The sequence below is a fragment of the Streptomyces corchorusii genome, assembly GCF_001514055.1.
Taxonomy (GTDB): Bacteria; Actinomycetota; Actinomycetes; order Streptomycetales; family Streptomycetaceae; genus Streptomyces; species Streptomyces olivaceoviridis.
In genome coordinates this window covers 237,177-260,428 of the sequence record NZ_KQ948353.1, presented here as the reverse complement: position 1 = coordinate 260,428, position 23,252 = coordinate 237,177, and the positions used below count along the sequence as shown (strand labels likewise).

The window sequence follows — 23,252 nt, the reverse complement described above, 5'->3', positions numbered from 1 at the left end:
CCAGGTTGACCAGTCCCGTTCCGGCCGGCGCCGACCGGCGGATCTACATCGACAAGCAGAGCCCCAAGGCGTACCACGCGCTGGTGCAGACGTCCGAGGCGGTGCGCGCGGTCGCCGCCGACGCGGGCCTGGACCGCGTGCTGGTGGAACTGGTCAACCTCCGCGTGTCCCAGCTGAACGGCTGCGCCTACTGCCTGCACCTGCACACCCGGGCGGCGCTGCGGGCGGGGGACACCCCGCAGCGCCTCGGCGTGCTCGCCGCCTGGCGCGACACCGAACTCTTCACGCCCGCCGAGCGAGCCGCCCTCGCCCTCGCCGAGGCGACCACGCACCCGGCCGACACCGCCGCGCAGGACGCCGCCTACGCGGCGGCGCGGGACGCCCTCACCGACGACCAGATATCCGCCGTGATCTGGGTGGCCGTCACCATCAACGCCTTCAACCGGGTCTCCGTCATGAGCCGGCACCGGGTGCGGGCCGAACAGTGACACCGCAGGTCCGCGCACCATCGGGGCCGCCCTGACCGAGGCCCCGAGCCGCCTCACGTCGCGGGGTGCCGCTCCCCGGCCGGGACCGGCAGGATGACGATCCGCTGGACGGCCCGGCTGAGGACCAGCACACCCGCCACGATCAGCAGGCCCCCGCACAGCTCCGGTACGAGCCACCAGCCCGTCCGGATCCGCTCCCCGAACAGGAAGACGCCCAGGGCCAGGCTCACCACCGCGTCACCGATGGTCAGCGCGGGCTGTGCGGCGGCCAGCGGGCCGGCCTGGAGCGCGTTCTCCAGCAGGATCACGGAGGCCGCCCCGGCCAGCGCGAAACCGTACGTCTGCCACGACCGCAGGAACGCCGCGAAGCCGTGGTCGGCGAACGTGCCGGAGGCCGATTTCAGCAGGGCGGCGGTCAGGGCGTTGCCGGTCGCGGACGCGACCGCCAGCAGCGCGGCGCGCCGGGCCGGCGGACGCCCCCGGCCGGCCAGCAGGACGGCCCCGGCCATGGCGCCGAGACACAGACACAGGGCCGGGATCCAGCGGACGAGCGGCGCCTGATCGGTGGCGCCGTGCGGGGCGGCGGCGACGAGCAGCAGGGCGAGCCCGGCCACGCAGCCGCCCACCCCCCACCAGCCCCAGGGCGGCAGCCGCCGGTGCATCAGCGGCGCGGCGACGAGCAGCGCGAAGGGCAGCTCCAGGATGAAGAGCGGCTGCACCAGTGCGAGCGGGCCGTTGACCAGGGCCAGGCTCTGGAACAGCGCGGCGCAGACCACCCCGGCCATGCCGATCAGCCAGGCCGGCCGCCGTGCCAGCTCCGCGACCAGCCGGATCCCGCTGCCCTGGGAGACGGACGCCGCCTTGCGCTGGAAGGCGGTGCCCACGGCGTTGCTCGCCGCTCCCGCGACGGCGAACACCGCGGCCAGTTCGATCACGACCGTCTCCTGCCTGCGGGTCGGTCTCCCGGAGGAGCTTCGGGCCTTCCCAGCCTACGGAACCGCACGGCTCCCCGCGGGTCGGCCGGAGTTGCCTCGCCCCGCCTCGCACCGGGACCAGCCGGCCGGAGCGCGGGAGCGTGCAGGCGTGTGCCGGCGGGCGCCCGGGGCCTGCCGGCCGGCGCACGGAGGGTCAGGCGGCGGCCGGGCCGGCCGTGCGCAGGGCCGTGTCCGCCTGCCGCCGACGCCACTCCTCCACGGTGTCCTGCTGGCGCCGGGCCCGTTCCAGGAGGCTGTCGAGCCGGCCGGGGTCCAGGCGCTCGTCGGTCGTGGCGAGCCGGCGCAGGGTGAGCCACCCCGCTGCCTTGCCCTCGACCGCCAGCCGCATCGCCTCCAGCTCCAGGACGGTGCTGAGCGGAGAACGCCGTACCAGACGCCCGTTCAGCTTCAGGCGTCCCACCTTCTCGGCCGCCCAGCCCGCGCAGACCTTGGCGCGCCGCACCGGCACGTCCAGGTCCCGCATGATGTCCAGCAGCGCCGCGCGGTCCTCGCTGATCTCCGCGGCGACCGGCCGGAGGGCTCTGCCGAGCGCGGAACCCCGGGTGGACCGCACCAGGTGGCCGATCCGCTGGGTGCCCGCCGTGGCGCCGGCGAGGTGGTCGTTGAGGTAGATGCCGAGCAGCTTCATGTCGGCACCGCCCGTGCTGTGCGGGCCGGGGGTGGCGGGGCGGTTCATCTGGCGCCTCCTTCGTGGGTGCCGTGGGGTCGTGGACGCGGTGGGTCCGGCGGGCCGTCGCCCGCACCCCGGCCGCGAGCCGGCCGTACGGGGTGCGAGATGCCCAGGCGTACCTTGTGCAGGCCGTCCGAGTAGTGCGCGAGCGGCGCGGTCGTGGGCGGCGGCAGCCCCGCAGCCCGGGTGAGGGTCTCCTCGACGGTGTCGAGCCGTGCCTCGCGCACCGGCCAGGGCGCGTGCTCGACGGGCGTCTCCCAGAGCGCGCCGAGCCGCCGGGTGAAGGCCCGCCACCGCGAGGTCAGCCACACGTCCCGGGCGCCGGGCCGGACCGGCTCGCCGGGGCGGACGGCCACCTCGTACGACGGCCCGCCGCCCCGCCGGGCGCCGGTGTAGACCACGGTGTCCCCGCGCCGCACCACCTCCAGGCGGCCGACGTGGTACGGCACGCCGACCGCGCGGGCGGCCAGCATCACCGGGGACGACACCTCGATGGACAGGAACCAGAGCCCGTCCCGGCCGTTCCGGTCGCGCACATAGGTCCGCAGATTGGTCTCGGGGAACGAGGGCAGCGCGAGCGGGAGCCCGGGCGGGCGCACGTCGGCCATGACGAACGGGGTGAGGCTCACCCACGCGACGCCGTCGAACGTGTCCACCACCAGACCGTCGGGCAGCAGGCGCTGGACCTGTTCGGGCGGATACGCCCAGTGCACGAAGGTCTGGGTCAGCCAGCCGGCCCACAGCGCGGGCAGGTACACGCGCTGCTCCGCTCCGTACGAGACCACGCGCACCGAATCCCCCGGGGGCCCGCGCCGAAACCCGGGAAGCGCCGGCTCAGGTGGCCCGGGTACCGCCCCCGCGCCGGATCCGGCCGAGCAGGTCCCGGTGGTAGGACGCGAGCTGGCCGGCGGGCACGGGGGCGGGGCTGCCGGCGAGCGTGTACCAGGTGTCGCTGCCCGAGTGCTGGACGACGACGCGCACGCTGTGGCCGTCGGAGCTCAGGATGGTCGCGACGGTGAGGTCGCCGGTGATGACGCCGACCTCGTCGGTCATCGCGCCGCCCGGGCCGGCGGTGACCCGGTCGACGTAACGGGTGATGGCGGGAGGGTTCTTCATGGGCGCAGGGTCGCACCGGCCCGGATCGCGGGGCCCGCACCGCGCGGGTGTCGCCGCCGTTCACACCCGGCTGGACGTCGCCGTGTCCGCCGACAGCCGCTGGGCGAGGTAGATGGGGATCACCGACAGCAGGACCAGGACGGCGGCCACGACGTTCACCACCGGAGCCTGCTGCGGCCGGGTCATGTTGTCGAAGATCCAGATGGGCAGGGTCTCGATGGCCGGCCCCGCGGTGAACGTGGTGACCACGATCTCGTCGAAGGACAGGGCGAAGGCGAGCAGGCCGCCCGCCAGCAGCGCGGAGCGGACCAGCGGGAAGGTGATGTCCACGAAGGCGCGGAAGCTGGTCGCGCCGAGGTCCATGGCCGCCTCCTCGTACGAGCCGGCCGTACGGCGCAGCCGGGCCACCACGTTGTTGAAGACCACGACGATGCAGAAGGTGGCGTGCCCGACGATCACGGTGAACAGCCCGAGCCCCACGCCGAGCGGCTCCAGCACCGTGCTGAAGGCCGAGTTGAGGGCGATGCCCGTGACGATGCCGGGCAGCGCGATCGGCAGTACCACGACGAAGGACACCGTGTCCCGGCCGAAGAAGCGGTGCCGGGCCACGGCGAACGCGATCAGCGTGCCGAGGACCAGCGCGACGGCGGTCGCCCCCAGCCCTGCCTTCACCGACACCCACAGGGCTTCGCGGGCACCGGAGTTGTGCGCGGCCACCGACCACCAGCGCACGGTGAGGCCCGGCGGCGGCCAGCTCGCGCTGCGGTCCGGGTTCAGGGAGTTGACCAGGACGAGCAGCAGCGGGACGTAGATCACCGCGAAGCCGAGCCCGGCGCCGATGCGCAGGGCGGTGCGCGCGGTGCGGCTGAGGTGCATGGCGCTCTTCTCTCCAGCTTCCGACGGGTGTGCGGGCGGGGTTGCGGGCTGTGGCTACAGGCTGTTCAGGGCGCCGGTACGGCGGATCGCCAGCAGGTACAGGACGATCACCACCACGGGGACGGTGCCGAGGGCGGCGGCCATGGGCAGGTTGAGTTCGATGTTGGAGTAGACGAGGTTGCCGATGAGCTGAGTCTTGCCGCCGACGATCTGCACGGTGATGTAGTCGCCGAGGCTCAGCGAGAAGGTGAACACCGAGCCGGCGGCGACCGAGGGCAGCACCATGGGAAGGACGACCGAACGGAAGGTCCGCCCCGGCCGCGCCCCGAGGTCGGCGGAAGCGTCCAGCAGACTGGCCGGGAGCTGTTCCAGCGCCGTGTGGATCGGCAGGATCATGTACGGCAGCCAGAGGTAGGTCAGGGTGAGGACCGTGGCGGGCAGCCCGTAGCCGGGGCCGCTCAGTCCGAACGGCGCGAGCATCCAGTCGGCGAGGCCGCCCTCGGAGAGGATCAGCCGCCAGGCGTACACCTTGACCAGGTAACTCGCCCACAGCGGGGTGAGGATGGCCACGACGAGCAGCGGACGCCACTTCGGCCGGGCCACGCGGGCGGTGTAGAAGGCGACCGGGAAGGCGATCACCGCGCACAGCGCGGTCACCGCGAGGGCCACCCCGACGCTGCGCAGGACGACCTGACGGAAGACCGGTGTCGTGAACAGCGCGTGGAAGTTGTCCGTCGACCAGACCTTCACCACCTGGGAGGTGAAGGAGTCCGTCGTCCAGAAGGCGGAGACGAACAGCACCGCGAGCGAGCCGAGGTAGAGGACGGCGAGCCAGAGCAGCGGGGCGGTGAGCAGCAGGGCCAGCCGCAGCCGGGGTCTGCGGTGCAGGGCTCCGGCGAGCCGCCGGACGGTGCCCCGGCCGGCGGCGGTCGGCAGATCGGTCGTCACGGCTCAGCCCTTGATCTCGGTCCAGGCCTGCACCCACTTGGCGTACGGCACGCAACGGACGTCCTTGCGGCCGTCGAGGCACTGCTCGATGGGCGTGTTCCAGAAGGCGATCTTCTTCCAGTAGTTCTCGTCGGCGGCGTGGTAGACCGTGCAGAAGTTCTTGTCGCTGGTCTCGGCGCACGCCTTGGAGTTGGCGGGGGCCTCGCCGAAGTACTCGGCGACCTGGGCGTTGACCTTGGGGGAGACGATCCAGTCCAGCCACTTGTAGGCGCAGTTGGGGTGCTTGGCCTTGGCGGAGACCATCCAGGTGTCCGACCAGCCGGTCGAACCCTCCTTCGGGACCAGCGCCTTGACCTTCGCGCCCTCGGAGGCGGCGAGGTTGGCGATGACCTGCCAGGTCGTGCCGATGACCGAGTCCCCGCTCTTGAAGGCGGAGACCTCCTTCAAGTAGTCGCCCCAGTACTCGCCGACGTTGGCGTTCTGCTGTTTCAGCAGCGCCACGGCCGCGTCGAACTGCTTCTGGTCGAGCGCGTACGGGTCCTTGATCTTCAACTCCGGCCTGGCGGCCTTGAGGTACAGGGCGGCGTCGGCGATGTAGATCGGCGAGTCGTACGCGGTGACGTGCCCCTTGTACCGCGCGGCGTCGTCGAAGACCGCGGACCAGGAGGTGGGCGCGGGCTTGACCTTCGCGGTGTTGTACATCAGCAGGTTGGCGCCCCGGCCGTGCGGGATGCCGTACATCTGCCCCTTGACGGAGTTCCAGGCACCGTTCTTCAACCCGCTGAAGATGTCCTTGTAGTGGGGGACCAGGTCGGTGTTGACGGGGGCCGCGTCACCGGAGGCGATCAGGCGCAGCGAGGCGTCGCCGGAGGCGGAGACGGCGTCGTACTCGCCGGTCTTCATCAGCTTGACCATCTCGTCCGAGCTGGCGGCCACCTTCGAGTGGACCTGGCACCCCGTCTGCTTCTCGAAGCCGGAGACCCAGTCCGCCTTGGGGTCGTTGGAGCCGTCCTCCACATAGCCGGCCCAGGCGATGAGGTTGACCTGGCCCTCGGTCCTGCCGAGCTTCGTGGGGGCCTTGAGGTCGGGCGGGTTGAGGCCGGTGGCGGAGGTACCGCCGGAACCGGAGGAGTCGCAGGCGGCGGCGAGCAGCAGCGTGGCGGCGCACACGGCCGAGGCGCGCAGGGTACGGGTGAGACGCACGGCGTTCTCCAGGGGGAGGGGGGACGGTGTCAGGAGGGGAGCCGGACGGCGTGCCGGCGGTGCCACTGGAGGCGGACCCGGGTGCCGCGGTAGGCGGCGACGTCCGCCGAGGAGGTCTCCAGGTTCTGCTGGAGCGCGGTGAGCCGGCCGCCGCCGTCCAGGTCGACCAGGAAGCGGGTGGCGTCGCCGAGGTAGACGACCTCGGCGACGGTGCCGGTGGCCGTGGCGTGCTCGGGCTCGTCGGCCTCGGCGGACTCCTTCAGGACGCGGATCTTCTCCGGCCGGATGTTGTAGGTGCCGGCGGAGCCGGTGATCCGGTGGGCCGCCTCGCCTTCGAGCAGGTTGGAGGTGCCGACGAAGGAGGCGACGAAGGGCGTCGCGGGGCGTTCGTAGATCTCGGCGGGGGTGCCGACCTGGGCGATGCGGCCCTGGTCGAAGACGGCGATCCGGTCGCTCGTCGTCAGGGCCTCCTCCTGGTCGTGGGTGACGAAGACGAAGGTGATGCCCACCTCCCGCTGGATGGCCTTGAGTTCGACCTGCATCTGCTCGCGCAGCTTCAGGTCCAGCGCGCCGAGCGGCTCGTCCAGGAGCAGGACACGGGGGCGGCCCACGAGCGCGCGGGCGAGCGCGACGCGCTGGCGCTGCCCGCCGGAGAGCTGGGCGGGCCGCCGCTGGCCGTAACCTTCGAGGCGGACCTCGGCCAGCGCCTTGCGGGCGCGGACCAGGCGTTCCGCCTTGGGTATCCGGCGGATCCGCAACCCGTAGGCGACGTTCTGCTCGACCGTCATGTGCGGGAACAGGGCGTAGTCCTGGAAGACGGTGTGCACGTCCCGTTCGAACGGGGCGAGGCCGGTGACCTCCTGTCCGGCGAGTTCGATCCGGCCCTCGTCGGGGGTCTCGAACCCGGCGACGAGCCGCAGCACCGTCGTCTTCCCGGAGCCGGACGGGCCGAGCATCGAGAAGAACTCGCCGTCCCGGATCTCCAGGTCGACCCCGTCGACGGCGGTGGTCCCGCCGAACGACTTCCGCAGACCCTGGAGCCGGATCGCCATCCCCTCCATACGGGAACCTTTCTGGCGCGCTGAACGTTGACCGTAAACATATGAAGTCATAGGTCATAGCTCAAGATCCCCCTAAGGTAAAGCTTGAGTCAACGCACGAGGTGATGGCCGTGAGGCAGCACGAGATCGACGGAGGCGCCCGCAAGGCGGTCTTCAGCCCGGTGGACAACCGGGCCCGTGTGGACGCCGTCGTCCGCCGCCTCGGAGACGCCATAGAGCTCGGCCTCCTCGCCGACGGCGAGCAGCTCCCCGGTGAGAGCGAACTGGCCGGACAGCTCGGTGTCTCCACGGTCACCCTGCGCGAGGCACTCATGGCGCTGCGGCAGCAGGGCCTGGTCACCACCCGCCGGGGCCGCGGCGGGGGCAGCTTCGTCTCCCTGCCCGAGGTCCCCGCCGACGACCGGCTCCGGGCAGCGCTGCGCGGCTGGAGCACCGAGGAGCTGCGCGACCTCGGCGACCACTGGGCCGCCCTGTCCGGAGCCGCCGCCCGGCTCGCCGCCCAGCGCACCGAACCCGCGGACCTCCAGCCCCTGCGCCGTACGGCCGAGGAGCTGGTACACGCCGAGGACGCGGCGGCGCGCAGCCGGCTGTACGGCCGCTTCCACGTCGAACTCGCCGCCGCCGCGCAGTCCGCCCGGCTCACCCGCGAACAGGTCGCCCTCCAGAGCGAGGTGGGCGCCCTGCTCTGTCTCGTCCTGGCCGACGACGCATATCGTGAAGAAGTTGCGGACCGTCATCGCGCTGTCATCTCCGCCGTGCAGGATGGGGCGCACGAAACGGCCGGCACGCTGGCCGAGCGGTGCGTCAGGGCGTCGACGGCGCGGCTCGTCGCCGTACGCCTCACCCTCTGACCGCGCCGCGTCCGGTTCCACGTCCGCTGGAGGACACCATGGGCGTCAGCGCCGGGCCCGCCACGGTCGCGACGGACCCGGAGGCCTGGGTGGCCGCGCGGGTGTGCGGCGCGCTGGAGGCCGTCTTCGCGTCGGTCGCCGCCACCCGTGCCGACACCGCGGCCCTGCTGGAGCGGGTGGCCGCCGAGGGGCGCCGGCCCGCCAGCCGCGACCTCGCCGCGCTGCGCCCCGGCCTCCATCGGCGGCTGAACCGCGAGGAACTGGTCTCCGGCGTCGGCTTCGTCGCGGCCCCCGGCCTGCTGGCCGACGTACCGGCCTGGCTGGAGTGGTGGCAGGCGGGCGCCGACGGCGCCGTACGCCCGCTCCTCCTCGATCTCGACCCCGGACGGTCGGCCTACTCCGACTACACGCACTGGGACTGGTTCACGCTGCCCCGTGACACCGGGCACCGGGCCGTCGCCGGACCGTACGTGGACTATCTCTGCTCCGACGAGTACAGCCTCACCCTGTCCGAACCGGTGCGGATCCAGGGGCGGTTCGCCGGAGTGGCCGCGGCCGACGTGTACCTGCGGCACTTCGAGGCGGCCGTGCTCCCGCTGCTGCGGCGCCTGTCCCGGCCGGCCCGTCTGGTGAACGCCCGCGGCCGGGTCGCCGCCTCCGCCGACCCCGCCCACCTGGCGGGTTCCCTCACCAGGGGCCCGGACTTCGGCGAACTCCTCACCGCCGGACGGCCCGGTGGGTACGACGGTCTGCGGCTGGTGCCGTGCCCGGGCGTGCCGCTGGTGCTGGTCCTGGCCTGAGCGCTCCCCGGCCGCGCGCACGCGCGCGACCCCGGGCGGCCCGTGCCCGGGGTCGGTCGTGCGGTACGCGGGGCGTCAGGCCGCGAGGCGCTCCGCGAGCCGCTTGGCCTTGTCGGCCGCGGCCGCGAGGGCCTGGTCCCGGGAGGCCTCGTACAGCGGGACCAGCTCGGCCATCGCCGGGTTCTGCGGGGCCATGGTCAGCTCCGGGACGATGAAGTCCAGGTCCAGGCCCAGGCCGTCGGCGAGGACGGCCGTGAGGTAGTTCTGGACGTACTCGTACCCCTCGCGCGGGGTGCCCGGCGCGTAGGAGCCGCCGCGGCTGGCGACGACGGTCACCGGGGTGCCCTTGGCGGACTGGGTCTCGCCCGCGGTGCGGCCGAACAGGATCACGTTGTCCAGCCAGGCCTTCAGGGTCGACGGGATCGTGTAGTTGTACATCGGGGCGCCGATCAGCACCGCGTCGGCCTGCTCCAGCTCCTCGATCAGCTTGACGCGCTCCGCGAAGGCGGCGGCCTGCTCGGGCGAGTGCGCGGACGGGGGGACGAAGCCGGCGACGTGCGCCTGCGCCGAGAGGTGCGGCACGGGTTCCGCGGCCAGGTCCCGGTAGATGACCGTGCCGTCAGGGTGCTGCTCCTCCCAGTGCTTGCGGAAGGTCTCCGTCACGGCGCGGGAAGCCGACGCCTCGGTCGAGAACACGGACGAGTCGATGTGCAGCAGGGTGGGCATGGGGGTTTCTCCAGAAATGGGGACAGGACGACCGGGCACCGACGGCACCGGCTCACGTTTCGTTCAGAACTATGTTTAACACACTGACTTACTTTTCTTCAGCCCCCTACGGTGGGGTAGTAAGCTGGGGCCATGGCGGCGGAGCAGAACCACGACAGCGCGGCGTGCAAACGGGTGGACGACGGCATCACCCGTGTCTTCCAGTTGCTCGGGAAGCGCTGGAGCGGCCCGATCGTGGCCGTCCTCGTCGAACAGCCCGCGTACTTCGCCGACCTGCGGCGGGCCATCCCCGGCATCAGCGAGCGCATGCTCTCCGACCGGCTCGCCGAACTCGGCGCGGCCGGCCTCGTCCTGCGCGAGGTCGACGAGGGTCCCCCGCTGCGCGTGTCCTACCGGCTGACCGAGTCCGGCGCCGCCCTGGAGCCCGCCCTGCGCACACTGGCGGAATGGGCCAAGGCCTATCTGCCGGACGCGTCGGGATGCCCCGAGGCGAACCTGGAACGGCCGGCCGGGGCCCGGAACTAGGAGCGGGCGCCCGGGGGTTGTCCCCCCGGTCAGCGCACCGGTTCACCGGATGGCGGGGGGACACGGACCTCGGACACGGTGGTGTTCCGCGGACCGCCCGCACCGGAAGGAACCCTCTTCGTGCGCATCGTCACAGCCGCCGTGGCCGCCCTGGCCCTCGCCGCCACCGCCTTGCCCGCGGCTTCCGCCGCGTCCGCCGCGCCACAGGACCCGCCGTCGGCCACCGACGGCGTGTGGCGCATGGACGGCTACGGCACCCTGCTCGTCCTCGGCGGGGGAGCGCTGCGCGAATACCAGACCACGGCCGTCAGCTGCGTGGAGGGCGACTCCGCACGGCAGACCGGCCCCGGCACCTACACCACCCCGGACGGCACCGCCCTCACCGTGCGGACCACCCCGGGCCGCGCGCACGCCCGGCTCGCCGCGGACCGCTCGGTCGGACACCGGTGGCTGACCCGGATCAGGGCCCTGCCCGCCGCCTGCACGCGCCCGCCCGCCACGGACCCGCGCGCCGACTTCGACGTGCTCTGGCAGACCTTCGAGGAGAACTACCCCTTCTTCGCGCAGAAGGGCGTCGACTGGCACGCCGTCCGCGACCGGTACCGGCCGCAGGTCCACCGGAACACCACCAGGGCCGAACTCTTCGACATCTTCAGCCGCATGCTCCGCCCCCTGCACGACGCCCATGTCGCAGTCAAGGACGGTGACCGCGTCTTCGCCGAGGTACGGCCCGGCACCGAGCCGCCCGGCAAGGAACTGGACGCCAAGGTCAAGGAGTTCATCCTGGCCCGCGACCTGAAGGACGCCACCGCCCTCCAGGACTTCGCCGCCGGGCGCATCACCTACGCCGACCTGCGCGGTGACCTCGGCTACCTGCGGATCTCCGGTTTCGGCGGCTACGCCGGCGCCGACGCGCCCTACACCGCGGAACAGGCGGAGCTCGACCGGGCGCTCGACACCGTCCTCACCCCGGGCCGCACCCGGCACCTCAAGGGCCTGATCATCGACCTGCGCGTCAACGGTGGCGGCTCCGACGCCCTGGGCCTGCGCATCGCCGCACGGCTGACGGACACGCCCTACACCGCCTACGCCAAACGCGTCCGCAACGATCCGGCCGACCCCGCCCGGCACACCCGCCCCGAACCCGTGCCCGTCGTCCCGGCCGCCGCGACCCGGTACACCGGCCCGGTCGCCGTCCTCACCGGCGGATCGACCGTCAGCGCCGGCGAGACCTTCACCCAGGCCCTGCTCGACCGGCCCGGCCGCACCGTGCGGATCGGCCGGCCCACCCAGGGCGTCTTCTCGGACGTGATGATGCGGTACCTGGCCGACGGCATGCTCTTCGTCCTCCCGAACGAGGAGTACCTGACCCGCACCGGCCGCACCTTCGACGGCACCGGCATCCCGCCGCAGCTCACCGAACCGGTCTTCACCGAGGAGGAGTTCGCGCACGACCGCGACTCGGCGTTCGACAGGGCCGTCGGCGTCCTCGCACCGCGATCACCGTCCTCGGGCTGACCGGTCCGCCCGGCCGGCGACCACCCGGCGACCGGACGCCCGCCCCCGCATCAGTCGACCGGCCAGGTGTGCACCGGCGCGTTGAGGTGCATGTAGTCGATGTACACCTGGGTCATCCGGCGCAGCGCCTCGTGCCGGCCGGCGTGCGTGGTGCCGGCGAGGTGGTGGAACATCTCCTTCTGCCACACCGCTCCGTTGCGTGCCGTCACACAGCGCTGCTCGATGACGCCGAGCAGCGGCTCCCGCCACGCCGCGTCCATGCCCGAGTGCTCCAGCCCGCGGTGCGCGAGCGGCAGCAGCCGGCGCAGCACCAGCTCCGGCACCGGCACCTCGCCCATCCCGGGCCAGTACAGCAGCGCGTCGATGCCGTGCCGGGCGGCGGCGTGCAGGTTGTCCTCGGCGGCCGAGAAGGACATCCGCGACCACACCGGCCGGTCCTCCTCCACCAGGGCACGGGTGAGGCCGTAGTAGAAGGCGCCGTTGGCGAGCGTGTCGGCCACGGTCGGTCCGGCGGGCAGCACCCGGTTCTCCACCCGGATGTGCGGCAGGTCGTTCGCGACGGCGTAGACCGGCCGGTTCCAGCGGTAGATCGTGCCGTTGTGCAAGGTCAGTTCGGGCAACTCGGGGATGTCGCCGCGGTCCAGCGTCTCCGCCGGGTCCTGCTCGTCGCACAGGGGCAGGAGGGCCGGGAAGTACCGCAGGTTCTCCTCGAACAGATCGAAGACGCTGTTGATCCACCGCTCCCCGAACCACACCCGGGGCCGTACCCCCTGCACCTTGATCTCCTCCGGGCGGGTGTCGGTGGCCTGCTCGAACAGCGGGATCCGCGTCTCGTGCCACAGCTCCTTGCCGAACAGGAACGGGGAGTTGGCCGCGAGCGCCACCTGCACCCCGGCGATCGCCTGCGCCGCGTTCCAGTAGCCGGCGAACTCCTCCGGGGACACCTGGAGATGGAACTGCGTGCTCGTGCAGGCGGCCTCCGGGGTGATCGTGTCCGCGTATGTGCGCAGCCGGTCCGCCCCGTCGATCTCGATGCGCAGGTCCTCGCCGCGGGCCGCGAAGACCTGGTCGTTGAGCAGGCGGTAGCGGGGATTCTCCGACAGGGTGTCCTCGCCGATGTCCTCCTGCCGCAGCGTGGGCAGGATGCCGATCATGATCAGGCGGGTACCGACCGAGCGGGCCCGCTGGTCGGCGTGGTTCAGCGCGGACCGGATCTCCGACTCCCAGGCGTCCGGACCGCCGGCCGTCAGCCGCCGGGGCGGTACGTTGATCTCCAGATTGAACCGGCCCAGCTCGGTGGACCAGGCCGGGTCGGAGATCGCCTCCAGCACATCGCTGTTCCGCATCGCCGGCTCGGCGTCGTCGTCGACCAGGTTGAGTTCGATCTCCAGGCCGACCTGCGGTCGCTCCGACTCGAACCGCGCCTCGCGCAGCATCAGCGCGAAGGCGTCCAGGCACCCCTGCATCTTGATCCGGTACCGGCGGCGGTCCTCGCGGGTGAAGACGAGCGCCGGGACATCACGACCCATCGACCCTCCAGCGTCCCTCATCGGACACCTCTCCCCCCAGCGTGGCACCAGCGGCGGATGCCCACCAAGCGGACGGGGGGGGGTCGGGGGATGGGGATGTACGGAGCATGCGGTCCGGGGACGTGCAGCGGCGGATCCGGCCCCGTGGGGGGCGTACGGCGTGGCGGGCCCCGCCCGGTGGGGTCCGGCCGGGCGGAGGGCCGTACGCGCGAGTGGGCCGAGGTCGAGAGCGAGCGGGCCGAGGTCGAGAGGATCGCCGGCGAACCGGGTGGGCCCGCCGGACCGGCCCGTCCGCCCGGCAGCCGCCCCCCGTCCATGGCGAGGCCGGGGAGCCGGCCACCGCCGTGCCGTCGGCCCGCGCGCCGCGAGGATCGGGCGCGGGGGGCCGGTAATCGTCGTGCCGCAGGCCCGCGCGCCGCGCGGATCGCGCGCGGGTCCGTCGGTCAGGCGGTCTTGCGGGCCACGCCGCCGTAGAAGCCGATCTCCGCCGAGTGCGGCGGCGGCGGGGTGTCCGGGCGCCAGAAGGGCACCTGGGCCAGGCCCGGTTCGACGAGGTCGAAGCCCTCGAAGAACCGTTCCACCTCCGCGCGGGTGCGCAGGTTCAGGGAGGCGGTCGCGTTCGAGTACACGGCCTGCGCGGCACTGCGGTCGGCGAAGTCGCCGGTGGCGTGCGAGAGCACCAGGAAACTGCCCGCGGGCAACGCGTCGCGCAGCGTGGCGACGATCTCGGCGGGCCGGTCCGCCTCGGTGAGGAAGTGCAGGATGGCGACGAGGAGCAGGGCCACCGGCTGGTCGAAGTCGACGATCTGGCGGACGTCGGGGTGGTCAAGGACGGACCGCGGGTCCCGCAGGTCGCCCAGGACGATGCGGGTGGTACCGGACCGGCTGAGCAGGGCGTTGCCGTGCGCGGCCACGATCGGGTCGTTGTCGACGTAGGCCACGCGGACGTCCGGAGCCACCGACTGCGCGACCTCGTGCACGTTCGGAGAGGTGGGCAGCCCGGTGCCGATGTCCAGGATCTGATGGACCCCGCTGCCGACGACGTACCGGACGGCGCGCTGGAGGAAGGCCCGGTTGGCCCGTACACCGATCCGCGCCTCGGGTGCCGCGGCGGCGAGTCGGTCACCGGCCTGCTGGTCCACCTCGTAGTTGTCCTTGCCGCCCAGCAGGTAGTCGTAGATCCGCGCGGGGTGCGGTTTGCTGGTGTCGATGGTCACGGCCTCGACGCCGTCCTGTGTCACGCTGAGCTCCTCTCGGCGGCCGCCACGGCCTCGGTCCGCACGCGGCCGGGCACAGCTTCCCACACCACCATGCAACTTCCGTCGCCGCGTCGGGAGTTCCCGCAGGTTGCCGACCTCGTGGGACGAGAGGGCCGCGCGTGCCGAATCCGGGCCGCCCGTCCCTAGGCTGTGCCGCCCGAGCGTCGCCTCACCCGGCCGGACCCTTCCGGCTGGCCCGCACGGGCCCGGCGCCGCAGGGTCGGAAGCGGGATCGGGATCCGGACACCTCCGCCGAGGACGGATCCCACGGACCGGCACGTCGCCTGGCCGCGTGGCGCGGTGGCGGGCCGACCGGCGGGAGCGGGGAACGGTGAATCCATGCGCTCGGGCCGTTCCCCGCCCCGCCGGACACCGCCCGCGCACCCCGCCGCGCGCCCCGCCCGCCCACGACCGCCCCCTCACGCCGTACCGGCAGTGGGGCGTCTCCGCCCGCTGTCCTCGTCGATCGCGCTGCCGCGCATCCCGGCGGGCTTGCCAGGTGAAACCGATCGGTTTACCGTGAGGGGAAACAGATCGGTTTCCGAACGTGGAGATGGACATGACCTCGATCAAGAACTCTGTCGCGCTGGTCACCGGCGGCAGCCGCGGTCTGGGCAAGGCGCTGGTGGAGGAGCTGTACGCCCGCGGCGCCGCCAAGGTGTACGCCACGGCCCGCGACCCGCGCAGCGTCACGCACCCCGACGCCGTACCCCTCGCGCTGGAGGTCACCGACCCCGCGTCCGTCGCCGCCGCGGCGGCGCAGGCCCAGGACGTCACCGTCCTGATCAACAACGCCGGCATCTCGGTCGGCGCGCACTCCTTCCTGGACGCCGCGGTGGAGGACGTACGCCGGGAGTTCGAGACCAACTTCTACGGACCGCTGCTCGTCACCCGTGCCTTCGTGCCGGCCATCGAGCGCAACGGCGGCGGGCACCTCCTCAACGTCCACTCCGTCCTGTCCTGGATCGGTATCGCCGGCTCGTACAGCGCCACCAAGGCGGCCCTGTGGTCGCAGACCAACTCGCTCCGCCTGGAGCTGGGTGCCCGCGGCATCGGGGTCACCGGCCTGCACGTCGGCTACGTCGACACCGACATGGCGGCGCACGTGGACGGGCCCAAGTCCGCCCCTCGGGACGTCGCCGCGCTCGCCCTCGACGGCGTGGAGGCCGGGGCGTACGAGGTGCTGGCGGACGACATCAGCCGGCAGGTCAAGGCGGGCCTCTCCGGAGACCTGGCCGCGCTGTACCCGCAGCTGTCGGCCCAGTAGCCCTTCAGTCGTCAGTCCCGCGCCGTCTCCCCCCGACGGTCCGGGCCGGCCGCCGGCGCCGTCACCCGCACGGGGCCGGTCGGGCCGTCTCCCGGCGTGAGCGTGGCCCGTCCCGGGGCCCGGGGTCGTTGTCAGTGGGTGCCCTTACGGTGAGAAGCAGTTCAGGACCTGCTGGAACGGCCGCGGGTCCGTCTGGGGAGGGGTGTGCCATGTCCACGGCGTCCGCGGTGTCGACGACGTACCTGGAGCTGTCGCAGGAGGGCGGTGGCGCCCACAAGTTCTACGAAGTCACCGTCGACGGACAGGTGGTGACGGTGCGGTACGGCAGGATCGGCGCGGCCGGGCAGACGCAGACGACGACGTTCCCGACCGCGGAGAAGGCGCGGGCCGCCGCCGCGCGGAAGGTGGGGGAGAAGGTCCGCAAGGGATACGCCCCGGCGGTCCAGGGGCAGCGCCCGCCCCGCGCGGTGACCCGCCGCCAGGTGAGCTCCGCGCCGTCCACCGCCCGTGCCGTGGCGCCGGTGCAGTGGCGCTTCCGCACCGGCTCCGCCGCGTTCGGCATCCATGTCGACGACGACCGCTGCTGGGTGGGCAACCAGGCGGGTGATGTCTACACCCTGGACCACCAGGGCGCCGTCCTGGCCCGGTTCAGCCTGCCCGACGGGGTGAAGTGCCTGGTCGCGGACGACTTCTGGATCTACGCCGGCTGCGACGACGGAAAGGTCTACGACCTGTCCTCCAAACTCCCCTTCGCCGCCTACGACATCGCCGCCGACGTCGACATCTTCTGGCTGGACATCCACGAGGGCGTCCTGGACGTCTCCGACCGGGACGGCCGGCTCACCGTCATCGACCACGAGGACGAACACCAGTGGTCCCGCCGCAGCCAGGGCGAGCACGCCTGGATGGTCCGCGCCGACGACCGGGCCGTCTACCACGGCCACCACCGGGGCGTCACCGCCTACGCCCCGGACGGCGGCGGCGAGCTGTGGCACACGCCCACGAAGGGCGGCGTGCTCTTCGGCTGGCAGGAACAGGACGCGGTGTACGCGGGCACCGCGCACCGCGTGGTCCAGCGGCTGTCGAAGGGCACCGGCGCCATCGAGGCGACGTACGCGTGCGACAGCGCGGTGTACTCGTGCGCCACCTCGCCCGGCGGCCGGTTCGTCTTCGCCGGGGACGCGGCCTCGTCCGTCTACTGCTTCGACCGGGACGGCACACGCCTGTGGAAGCTCGGCACGGGCGGCGGCTCGGCGCTGTCGATGCAGTACCGCGACGAACGGCTGTACCTGGTCACCACCGACGGTTCCCTCGTGTGCGTCGACGCGAGCGAGGCGGCCGTCTCGGCGGCCCAGCAGGGCACGGTGCCGGTGGTGCGGGACGTCAAGCTCGCCGCCGCCACACCGACGTACGCCCCGGCCACGGCGGTCGCCGCGGTGGCCACGGTCGCCCAGGCACCCGCGGGCTCGGTGGTGGTCGAGTGCGTCCAGGAAAACGGCCGACTGCGTGTGCACGTGGTCTCCGGAGGCTACGACTCCTCCTGGAACGTGCAGTTCCCGCGCGCGATACGCGAACCCGGCGCACGGTACGTCGTGGACGCCCTGCACCCGGCCGCGGGCGGCTTCTACCGCGTCCGCGGCGACATCCGCCGCCTGCTCTGACGCCGGGTCACGGCGCTGTGCCGAGCGGACGGCAGGGCACCGGGTGCTCGTCGACGCCGCCGGGCTCACCCGGCGCTCCCGGCACCCCTGGTTGCGTCGGCTCGCCCGGTGTACCGAGCTTCCCCCGCGTCCCTGGTCCCCCCGGCTCCACCCGGTACAGCCGTGCCCCCGGCCGCCGGGTCACCGCCTCCGTCAGGCGCCCGTCCGTGAACAGGGCTCCCACGCCGTCCTCCAGCGCCCAGCCGCCGGGTAGCGTTCCCTCGGCGACGGCTTGTCGGTAGGAGGGGCGGCGGCCCGGTTCGCCGTCGTAGTGCGGGCACACGGAACCCGGCAGCAGGCCCAGCCCGTCCCGCAGGGAGGCGAGCGGACCGAAGGAGTCGGTGTGCGAGGCGTCCGCCCAGCAGTTGGCGCCGGCGCTGATCCCGCACAGCAGGGTCCCCCGGTCACAGGCCTCCCGCAGCAGCCAGTCCACCCCGTGCACGCGCCAGACGGCCGGCATGTTCGCGGTGTTGCCGCCGCCGACGTAGACCACGTCCTGGGCGAGCAGGAACGTGCGCAGCGCGTCGTCGTCCAGTTCGCGCCGGAACAGCGGCAGCACGCTGGGCACGCACGCACGGGAGCGGAACGCGCCGAGGAACCGGTCGGCGTACCCGGGCGCGTCGCCGCTCGCCGTGGGCAGGAAGCACACCCGGGGGCGCGGGTTTCCCGCACGGGTGAGCAGCCAGTCGTCCAGCAGCCCGTCCTCGTCCGTGGAGAAGCCCCCGCCGAGGAGCGCCACACGACGACCGGGAACGAGCGCCATGGGACGCCCCCCTTCGCAAGGGCCAGGTGATGTGCCGAACGATGCCGGGGCGGGGGCGTCGGCGCAATCGAATACCGGGCGGGCGAGAGTCCGCCGGGCCCCGCGTCAGGGGTGGACCGGCGCCGCCCTGCCGAGGATGTCCCGGGCCGTGGGGAGCGCCTGGACGCGGTCCTCCGCGACCACGCCGATGCGGGTGCGGCGGTCCAGGAGGTCGGACTCGTCCAGGGCGCCCTCGTGCCGCACCGCCCAGAGCAGTTCGGCGCGGGTGACGGGATGGCCGGGGAGCACCGGTTCGGCCAGGGCGGGGTCCTGGGCGGCGAGGGCGTGGACCGCCACGGCCTCGGTGCCGTAGCGGCGGACCAGGCGGCGCGGTGCGGGCAGCGCGCGCAGGCGCTCGGGGGCGGCGGCGCCGGTCAGGGCCAGCGCGGCCGTGGGGGAGGGGGCGGCGCGCAGGCCCCGGGCCTCGGCCGCCGCGTCCACGGCGTCCTGCGCCATCCGCCGGTAGGTGGTGAGCTTGCCGCCGACGACCGTGGTGACGCCGTCGGGCGAGGTCAGCACCGCGTGTCGGCGGGAGATGTCGGACGTTCGGGGTGCCCCCGCGGGGCCTTCGGGGGCGGAGGTGTCCAGCAGCGGGCGCAGTCCGGCGAAGGCACCGACGACCTCGTCGCGGGACACGGGGGTGTCGAGGGCCGAGCCGAGCACGTCCAGGAGGAAGCCGATGTCGGTCTCGGGGACCTCCGGTACGTCCGGGACGGGGCCGTCGACCGGTTCGTCGGTGAGGCCGACGTAGACGCGGCCGTCCCCTTGGGGCAGGACCAGCACGAAGCGGTTGGTCTCCCCGGGGATCGGGATGTGCAGTCCCGCCGGCAGGGCGCCGAGCCGTTCCGAGCGCAGGACGAGGTGGGTGCCGCGGGAGGGCCGGATCCGGATGCCGTCGGTGAGGGCGCCCGCCCACACCCCGGTGGCGTTGATCACGGCGCGGGCCCTGATCTCGCCTTCCTCGCCGGTGAGTTCGTCGCGGATCCGGGCGCCCGTCCCGGTCAGCTCCAGGGCCCGCACCCGGGTCAGCACCCGGGCGCCGTGCGCGGCGGCCGTCCGGGCCAGGGCGGTCACCAGCCGGGCGTCGTCGGTCACCTTGCCGTCCCAGGACAGCAGCCCGCCGCGCAGCCCGGCCGTGCGGACCGAGGGGGCGAGGTGCCGGGCCTCCGTCGCCGAGAGCCGGCGGGGCGCGGGCAGCACCTGGCGCGGGGTCCGGGCGGCCAGCCGCAGCACGTCCCCGGCCCGGAGCCCGGCCCAGGCCAGCGAGGCCTGGGCCCGGGACACCAGTGGGGTCAGCGGCAGCACGAACGGCTGGGCCGCCACCAGGTGCGGGGCCGTACGGGTCATCAGCACCCCGCGCTCGACCGCGCTCTCGTGGGCGACGTCGAACTGCGCGGAGGCCAGGTAGCGCAACCCGCCGTGGATGAGCTTGGAACTCCAGCGGGAGGTGCCGAAGGCCAGGTCATGGGCGTCCACCGCGACGACGTCCAGCCCGCGGGCCGCCGCGTCCAGCGCGGCTCCGGCGCCCGTGGCGCCCAGCCCGACGACCAGGACGTCGGCCGTCCGGCCGTCCGCGGCCTCGGCCAGTTCCCGGCCGCGCCGGTGTGCGCTCAGGGACGAGCCGGGCGCGGCCTCGGTGTGGCTCATGGCGTCAGGGTCCTCTCCAGGAGGGTGCGCAGTTCACCGAGGAGGGCGGCGGAGTCCAGCTCCGGATCGTCCTCGTCGGTCATCGTGCGCAGGGACAGGGCGAAGGACTGCACGGTCAACAGCAGGACGCGCGCCTGCCGTTCGGTGTGGCCGGGCCGTACGGACCCGTCCGCGTGGCCCTCGCGCAGCGCGTCGGCCAGCAGCGCCAGCAGCGCCTCCTGGCTCGCGCCGCGCCGGTCGAGCACGTACGGCAGGAGCAGTTCCGGATCGACGTCGACGATCTTGCGGAAGAGGGGGTGCGCGCGGAACGCCCCGACCCCGGCCACCAGCCCGTCCACGATCCGGGTGCGCGTGGCCGTACCGGGCGCGGGCTCCGCCATGGCCCGGGTGGCCACGTCGATCCACTCCCGGGTCATCAGATCGCCCACCAGACTGCGCAGGTCCGGCCAGCGCCGGTACAGCGTCATCCGGGAGACACCGGCGCGGCGGGCCACGTCGGCGAGCGTGGTGCGCCGTACGCCGACGGCCAGCACACAGTCGCGTACCGCGTCGAGGACGTGATCGTTGTCCGAGCCGCTGCCCGAACCGTTGTGACGAATGGGCGTCATGTGTCACAGTGTAACGCCCCGGGGCCCGGACGGATGCGGTGAGGCCCCGCAGACGGCCCCGAGCCGCACGGACCGCACCCCCGACCAGCGACCCGACCAGCACACCCACCTGTGAGGACGACCGTTCAATGGACATGCTGTGGAACGGCTGGGGCGACCCGGCCAAGGCGGCGCCGCTGCCCGACTCGGTGACCGGGCTGCTGCGCGACCTGCTCGGCGTCACGCCGCGCAGCACGCCCGCGCTCGGCCTGGAGGACATCCGCCTGCCCGCCCCCACCGTGGGCCCCGCCGCCCTGAAGGCGCTCGCCGCGGCCGTCGGCGGCGAGGAACACGTGCGCACGGACGCGGAGAGCCGCATCCGGCACACCCGCGGCAAGTCCACCCCGGACCTGCTGCGCATCCGCGAGGGCGACGTCGCCGACGTCCCGCAGGCCGTCGTCCTGCCCGCGGGCCACGACGAGGTGCTCGCGGTCCTGCGCGCCTGCGCCGCGCACGGCCTGGCCGTCGTGCCCTTCGGCGGCGGCACCTCGGTGGTGGGCGGACTCGCCCCGCAGCGCAGCGCGTTCGTCGCCCTGGACCTGCGCCGCATGAACGGCCTGCTCGACCTGGACCCCGTCTCCCGCACCGCCGTGCTCCAGCCCGGCCTGCGCGCCCCCGAGGCCGAGGCCCTGCTCGCCGGGCACGGCTTCACCCTCGGCCACTTCCCGCAGTCCTTCGAATGGGCCACCATCGGCGGCTTCGCGGCGGCCCGCTCCAGCGGACAGGCGTCCGCCGGATACGGCCGCTTCGACGAGATGGTGCTCGGCCTCACCCTCGCCACCCCCGAGGGGACCATCGAGACCGGCCGCGCCCCCCGCTCCGCCGCCGGACCGGACCTGCGCCAGCTCATCCTCGGCTCCGAGGGCGCCTTCGGCGTCATCACCTCCGTCACCGTACGGATCCGCCCCCTGCCCGAGACGCGGCTGTACGAGGGCTGGCGGTTCGGCTCCTTCGAGGAGGGCGTCACCGCACTGCGCCGGCTCGCCCAGGACGGACCCCGGCCGACCGTGCTGCGCCTGTCCGACGAGACCGAGACACTCATCGGCCTCGCCCAGCCCGACGCCATCGGCGCCGGTTCGGCACCGGGCGACGCCGGATGCCTGGCGATCACCGGATACGAGGGGACGGCCGAGGACACCGCACACCGCCGCGAACGGGCGGCGGCCGTGCTGACGGACTGCGGTGGCACCCCGGCCGGCGCCGAACCCGGCGAACGCTGGGCGCACGGCCGCTACTCGGCGCCCTACCTGCGCGACGCACTGCTCGACGTCGGCGCCTTCGCCGAGACGCTGGAGACCGCGGCCTTCTGGTCCCGCGTCCCCGGCCTCTACACGGCCGTCCGCACGGCGCTCACCGACACCCTCACCCGGGCCGGCACCCCGCCCCTGGTGATGTGTCACATCTCCCACGTCTACGAGAACGGCGCCTCGCTGTACTTCACCGTCGTCAGCGCCCAGGGCGAGGACCCGGTGGCCCACTGGACGCCCGCCAAGCACGCGGCCAACGAAGCCGTGCTCGCCGCCGGCGGCACCATCTCCCACCACCACGGGGTCGGCACCGACCACCGCGACTGGTACGTCCGCGAGGCCGGACCGCTCGGCGTCTCGGCCCTGCGCGCCGTCAAGCGCCGCCTGGACCCCGAGGGACTCCTCAACCCCGGCGTCCTGCTGCCCACCGACTGACCCACCGCCTCCGACCGCCTGCCTCGAAAGGCCCACCGATGCGCCAGTTCACCGCCGTCGTCAACCCCACCGCGGGCGGCTCCACCGGGGCGGCGACCCTGCTCCGGCTGGCCCGGCTGCTCCGCGAGGCCGGGGCCGGACTCCGGACGGAGTACAGCCACAGCCTCGCCCACGCCCAGGACATCGCCCGCGCGGCCGGTGAGCGCGGCCGGATCGTCCTGGCCGTGGGCGGTGACGGCATCGCGGGCGGCATCGGCGGCGCGCTCAGCGGCACCGGAACCGTCCTGGGCCTCGTACCCGCCGGACGCGGCAACGACTTCGCCCGCGCGCTCGGCCTGCCCGCCGACCCGGCCGCGCTCGCCGGCATCCTGCTGCACGGCGAACCCCGGCCCGTCGACACGATCGAGGTGGAGTCGGCCGTCCACCCGCGCACGGTGGTCCTGGGCAGCGTGTACGCCGGCGTCGACGCGGAGGCCAACCGGCACGCCAACAACGCCCGGCTGCTGCGCGGCGCCGCCTCCTACTACGCGGGCGGCCTGCGCGCCGTCACCACCTGGCGGCCGGCCGAGTACCGCGTCACCGTCGACGGTGAGGAACACACCCACCGCGGCTACACCGTCGTCGCGGCCAACTCCCCTTACTACGGCTCCGGCCGGCTCATCGCGCCCGGCGCGCGCGTCGACGACGGGCTGCTGGACGTCGTACTGATCCGGCAGGCCCCGCGCCGGCTGTTCTTCGCCCTGATGAACGAGCTGAAGAACGGCGCCCACGTCCGCCGCCCCGAAGTACGTGTCCTGCGCGGCCGTGAACTGCGCATCGAGGCCACCCGGCCCGTCCCCTACGGCGCCGACGGCGAGGTCGAGGCCACCCTGCCGGTCACGCTGCGGGTCCGGCCCGGGGACCTGCCGGTGCTTTACTGACCGCCCCGGCGCATCACCCGCG

The 23,252-nt window shown here is 73.6% G+C and carries 23 protein-coding genes; 9 read left to right on the top strand and 14 right to left on the bottom strand.

What is annotated here, in order from left to right; genetic code table 11:
• The first annotated feature begins 5 nt into the window (after window positions 1–5).
• Window positions 6–488 (top strand): carboxymuconolactone decarboxylase family protein, encoded by a 483-nt coding sequence (locus AQJ11_RS08380; protein WP_014676838.1) that lies wholly within the window; start codon window positions 6–8, stop codon window positions 486–488.
• Window positions 489–541: 53 nt separating this feature from the next.
• Here AQJ11_RS08380 and AQJ11_RS08375 read toward each other — a convergent pair whose 3' ends face one another.
• The 8 genes from AQJ11_RS08375 to AQJ11_RS08340 form a co-directional block, all read right to left on the bottom strand.
• Window positions 542–1,423: a DMT family transporter gene (locus AQJ11_RS08375; protein ID WP_014676839.1), complete on the bottom strand. Its 882-nt coding sequence runs from the start codon at window positions 1,421–1,423 to the stop codon at window positions 542–544.
• A 193-nt stretch (window positions 1,424–1,616) separates the two neighbouring features.
• Window positions 1,617–2,159, bottom strand: coding sequence for a hypothetical protein (locus tag AQJ11_RS08370; protein ID WP_014676840.1), 543 nt, complete (start codon window positions 2,157–2,159; stop codon window positions 1,617–1,619).
• The gene (locus AQJ11_RS08365; RefSeq protein ID WP_059262728.1) at window positions 2,156–2,911 is read right to left on the bottom strand and encodes a YqjF family protein; all 756 of its coding nucleotides are present in this window, start codon (window positions 2,909–2,911) and stop codon (window positions 2,156–2,158) included. The genes AQJ11_RS08370 and AQJ11_RS08365 overlap by 4 nt, the downstream gene beginning before the upstream one ends.
• 76 nt (window positions 2,912–2,987) lie before the next feature.
• A complete protein-coding gene (locus tag AQJ11_RS08360; RefSeq protein ID WP_014676842.1) occupies window positions 2,988–3,269 on the bottom strand; it encodes a hypothetical protein in 282 nt (93 codons plus the stop codon).
• A gap of 60 nt (window positions 3,270–3,329) precedes the next feature.
• On the bottom strand, window positions 3,330–4,145 hold the full coding sequence (locus AQJ11_RS08355) for an ABC transporter permease (RefSeq protein ID WP_014676843.1): 816 nt from the start codon (window positions 4,143–4,145) through the stop codon (window positions 3,330–3,332).
• A gap of 54 nt (window positions 4,146–4,199) precedes the next feature.
• The gene (locus tag AQJ11_RS08350) at window positions 4,200–5,093 is read right to left on the bottom strand and encodes an ABC transporter permease (RefSeq protein WP_059262431.1); all 894 of its coding nucleotides are present in this window, start codon (window positions 5,091–5,093) and stop codon (window positions 4,200–4,202) included.
• A 3-nt stretch (window positions 5,094–5,096) separates the two neighbouring features.
• Window positions 5,097–6,296, bottom strand: a complete 1,200-nt coding sequence (locus AQJ11_RS08345; RefSeq protein ID WP_014676845.1) for an ABC transporter substrate-binding protein — start codon at window positions 6,294–6,296, stop codon at window positions 5,097–5,099.
• Between the two features lie 29 nt (window positions 6,297–6,325).
• Entirely contained in the window at window positions 6,326–7,357 is a 1,032-nt protein-coding gene (locus tag AQJ11_RS08340; RefSeq protein ID WP_059262430.1) for an ABC transporter ATP-binding protein, read from the bottom strand.
• Between the two features lie 110 nt (window positions 7,358–7,467).
• Between AQJ11_RS08340 and AQJ11_RS08335 the strand changes: the two genes are divergently transcribed.
• Entirely contained in the window at window positions 7,468–8,208 is a 741-nt protein-coding gene (locus tag AQJ11_RS08335; RefSeq protein WP_382580357.1) for a FadR/GntR family transcriptional regulator, read from the top strand.
• A gap of 38 nt (window positions 8,209–8,246) precedes the next feature.
• Complete coding sequence (locus AQJ11_RS08330; protein ID WP_059262428.1) at window positions 8,247–9,008, top strand: cache domain-containing protein; 762 nt, start codon at window positions 8,247–8,249, stop codon at window positions 9,006–9,008.
• Between the two features lie 75 nt (window positions 9,009–9,083).
• Here the strand turns inward: AQJ11_RS08330 and AQJ11_RS08325 are convergent, their stop codons facing one another.
• Window positions 9,084–9,734: an FMN-dependent NADH-azoreductase gene (locus AQJ11_RS08325; RefSeq protein ID WP_059262427.1), complete on the bottom strand. Its 651-nt coding sequence runs from the start codon at window positions 9,732–9,734 to the stop codon at window positions 9,084–9,086.
• Between the two features lie 132 nt (window positions 9,735–9,866).
• Between AQJ11_RS08325 and AQJ11_RS08320 the strand changes: the two genes are divergently transcribed.
• Window positions 9,867–10,259 (top strand): winged helix-turn-helix transcriptional regulator, encoded by a 393-nt coding sequence (locus tag AQJ11_RS08320; protein WP_014676850.1) that lies wholly within the window; start codon window positions 9,867–9,869, stop codon window positions 10,257–10,259.
• A 120-nt stretch (window positions 10,260–10,379) separates the two neighbouring features.
• Window positions 10,380–11,777, top strand: coding sequence for a S41 family peptidase (locus AQJ11_RS08315; protein ID WP_059262426.1), 1,398 nt, complete (start codon window positions 10,380–10,382; stop codon window positions 11,775–11,777).
• A gap of 50 nt (window positions 11,778–11,827) precedes the next feature.
• On the opposite strand, the gene AQJ11_RS08310 is transcribed toward AQJ11_RS08315, so the two are convergent.
• A complete protein-coding gene (locus tag AQJ11_RS08310) occupies window positions 11,828–13,306 on the bottom strand; it encodes a glutamate-cysteine ligase family protein (protein WP_059262425.1) in 1,479 nt (492 codons plus the stop codon).
• A 443-nt stretch (window positions 13,307–13,749) separates the two neighbouring features.
• Window positions 13,750–14,547, bottom strand: coding sequence for an SAM-dependent methyltransferase (locus tag AQJ11_RS08305; RefSeq protein ID WP_059262424.1), 798 nt, complete (start codon window positions 14,545–14,547; stop codon window positions 13,750–13,752).
• 577 nt (window positions 14,548–15,124) lie between these two features.
• Between AQJ11_RS08305 and AQJ11_RS08300 the strand changes: the two genes are divergently transcribed.
• Window positions 15,125–15,832 (top strand): SDR family oxidoreductase, encoded by a 708-nt coding sequence (locus AQJ11_RS08300; protein WP_059262725.1) that lies wholly within the window; start codon window positions 15,125–15,127, stop codon window positions 15,830–15,832.
• A 209-nt stretch (window positions 15,833–16,041) separates the two neighbouring features.
• Window positions 16,042–17,493, top strand: coding sequence for a WGR domain-containing protein (locus AQJ11_RS08295; protein ID WP_059262423.1), 1,452 nt, complete (start codon window positions 16,042–16,044; stop codon window positions 17,491–17,493).
• A 7-nt stretch (window positions 17,494–17,500) separates the two neighbouring features.
• Here AQJ11_RS08295 and AQJ11_RS08290 read toward each other — a convergent pair whose 3' ends face one another.
• From AQJ11_RS08290 to AQJ11_RS08280, 3 genes are all read right to left on the bottom strand, one after another.
• Entirely contained in the window at window positions 17,501–18,295 is a 795-nt protein-coding gene (locus tag AQJ11_RS08290) for a Type 1 glutamine amidotransferase-like domain-containing protein (RefSeq protein ID WP_059262422.1), read from the bottom strand.
• A gap of 105 nt (window positions 18,296–18,400) precedes the next feature.
• On the bottom strand, window positions 18,401–19,981 hold the full coding sequence (locus AQJ11_RS08285; RefSeq protein WP_059262421.1) for a glycerol-3-phosphate dehydrogenase/oxidase: 1,581 nt from the start codon (window positions 19,979–19,981) through the stop codon (window positions 18,401–18,403).
• Window positions 19,978–20,589: a TetR/AcrR family transcriptional regulator gene (locus tag AQJ11_RS08280; RefSeq protein ID WP_014676859.1), complete on the bottom strand. Its 612-nt coding sequence runs from the start codon at window positions 20,587–20,589 to the stop codon at window positions 19,978–19,980. The genes AQJ11_RS08285 and AQJ11_RS08280 overlap by 4 nt, the downstream gene beginning before the upstream one ends.
• Before the next feature lie 128 nt (window positions 20,590–20,717).
• Between AQJ11_RS08280 and AQJ11_RS08275 the strand changes: the two genes are divergently transcribed.
• Together AQJ11_RS08275 and AQJ11_RS08270 are read left to right on the top strand one after the other, a co-directional pair.
• Window positions 20,718–22,310 (top strand): FAD-binding oxidoreductase, encoded by a 1,593-nt coding sequence (locus AQJ11_RS08275; RefSeq protein ID WP_059262420.1) that lies wholly within the window; start codon window positions 20,718–20,720, stop codon window positions 22,308–22,310.
• 38 nt (window positions 22,311–22,348) lie between these two features.
• Window positions 22,349–23,230: a YegS/Rv2252/BmrU family lipid kinase gene (locus AQJ11_RS08270; RefSeq protein WP_059262419.1), complete on the top strand. Its 882-nt coding sequence runs from the start codon at window positions 22,349–22,351 to the stop codon at window positions 23,228–23,230.
• Window positions 23,231–23,252: the final 22 nt, after the last annotated feature.

What these genes read in the sequence shown, in the direction of transcription:
- AQJ11_RS08310 (WP_059262425.1), bottom strand. Translation starts at nt 13,306, where the DNA reads ATGGGTCGTGATGTCCCGGCGCTCGTCTTCACCCGCGAGGACCGCCGC.
- AQJ11_RS08370 (WP_014676840.1), bottom strand. Translation starts at nt 2,159, where the DNA reads ATGAACCGCCCCGCCACCCCCGGCCCGCACAGCACGGGCGGTGCCGAC.
- AQJ11_RS08330 (WP_059262428.1), top strand. Translation starts at nt 8,247, where the DNA reads ATGGGCGTCAGCGCCGGGCCCGCCACGGTCGCGACGGACCCGGAGGCC.
- AQJ11_RS08275 (WP_059262420.1), top strand. Translation starts at nt 20,718, where the DNA reads ATGGACATGCTGTGGAACGGCTGGGGCGACCCGGCCAAGGCGGCGCCG.
- AQJ11_RS08285 (WP_059262421.1), bottom strand. Translation starts at nt 19,981, where the DNA reads ATGAGCCACACCGAGGCCGCGCCCGGCTCGTCCCTGAGCGCACACCGG.
- AQJ11_RS08290 (WP_059262422.1), bottom strand. Translation starts at nt 18,295, where the DNA reads ATGGCGCTCGTTCCCGGTCGTCGTGTGGCGCTCCTCGGCGGGGGCTTC.
- AQJ11_RS08280 (WP_014676859.1), bottom strand. Translation starts at nt 20,589, where the DNA reads ATGACGCCCATTCGTCACAACGGTTCGGGCAGCGGCTCGGACAACGAT.
- AQJ11_RS08340 (WP_059262430.1), bottom strand. Translation starts at nt 7,357, where the DNA reads ATGGAGGGGATGGCGATCCGGCTCCAGGGTCTGCGGAAGTCGTTCGGC.
- AQJ11_RS08270 (WP_059262419.1), top strand. Translation starts at nt 22,349, where the DNA reads ATGCGCCAGTTCACCGCCGTCGTCAACCCCACCGCGGGCGGCTCCACC.
- AQJ11_RS08355 (WP_014676843.1), bottom strand. Translation starts at nt 4,145, where the DNA reads ATGCACCTCAGCCGCACCGCGCGCACCGCCCTGCGCATCGGCGCCGGG.
- AQJ11_RS08300 (WP_059262725.1), top strand. Translation starts at nt 15,125, where the DNA reads ATGACCTCGATCAAGAACTCTGTCGCGCTGGTCACCGGCGGCAGCCGC.
- AQJ11_RS08295 (WP_059262423.1), top strand. Translation starts at nt 16,042, where the DNA reads ATGTCCACGGCGTCCGCGGTGTCGACGACGTACCTGGAGCTGTCGCAG.
- AQJ11_RS08325 (WP_059262427.1), bottom strand. Translation starts at nt 9,734, where the DNA reads ATGCCCACCCTGCTGCACATCGACTCGTCCGTGTTCTCGACCGAGGCG.
- AQJ11_RS08320 (WP_014676850.1), top strand. Translation starts at nt 9,867, where the DNA reads ATGGCGGCGGAGCAGAACCACGACAGCGCGGCGTGCAAACGGGTGGAC.
- AQJ11_RS08360 (WP_014676842.1), bottom strand. Translation starts at nt 3,269, where the DNA reads ATGAAGAACCCTCCCGCCATCACCCGTTACGTCGACCGGGTCACCGCC.